This is a genomic window from Bacillus cereus group sp. N21, assembly GCF_016483395.1.
Lineage (GTDB): Bacteria > Bacillota > Bacilli > Bacillales > Bacillaceae_G > Bacillus_A > Bacillus_A pseudomycoides.
The window spans coordinates 1-757 of record NZ_JAEHBX010000212.1 but is presented as its reverse complement, the minus strand read 5'-3'; the positions used below and the strand labels follow the sequence as shown (position 1 = coordinate 757).

Here is a 757-nt window from a genome sequence, read left to right as displayed (position 1 = left end):
GTCCTTTTTGAATCCCTTTTTCTAAACCTTCCTCTAAGCCTTCTTCACGAGCGTGAGCCAGCTTAGCTTGTTCATCAAGAAGTAGCTTCTCGCGAGCCTCATAAGCTGTTCGGAAAGAGGAGTCATGGCTCATATTTTCCCATTTATTGATTGCTTTTTGTAAAATTGGATCTTGATTCATTGCAATCTCCTCCAATGTTTGAGTTAAATGTTCATCTTCATGTGCTGGTAGTAATAACATCCATCGAACAAATGCATTTTCCCACGGGTTTACTTTTTCTTCACGCCACTGTTTGACCAATTTCGGTATCTCTACAAAATGGATTTCAATGTCATCACTTAATAGTTGTTGCAATTTTGTATTCCACAATTGTCCGATGGTATGAAATGCCTCATCGTGAGAAAACAAGATAAAATCTAATAAGTTAATGGTTATGGTTTTCCGAAGGGAACGATACGGCATCCCTTCTTGCATTTGGGACGTATAGAGTTTACTCCAATAATATAAAGATCGCTTTACCATATCATGTGTATTTCGAAGCTGAATTTCTATATTTACTTGTGTCCCATTATCTAGCGTTGCTAATAAGTCTAATATTGATAACTTATCATCTTCATAAGATTTATGAAGATGTGGATCTTCTAGTTGTAGAGATGTAATAGGTGCATCTAAAGATTCTTCTAGAATGGCGTTTAGAAATCCGGTTAAAATTTCTTCGTTCCCCTTCGTTCCGAATAACTGTTTAAAAGCAAAATC

At 36.3% G+C, this 757-nt stretch carries 1 protein-coding gene; it reads right to left on the bottom strand.

The features are described 5' to 3' along the window. A partial coding sequence (locus tag JDS96_RS30530; protein WP_199669098.1) for an Rpn family recombination-promoting nuclease/putative transposase occupies positions 1–757 on the bottom strand: 757 nt, incomplete at both ends.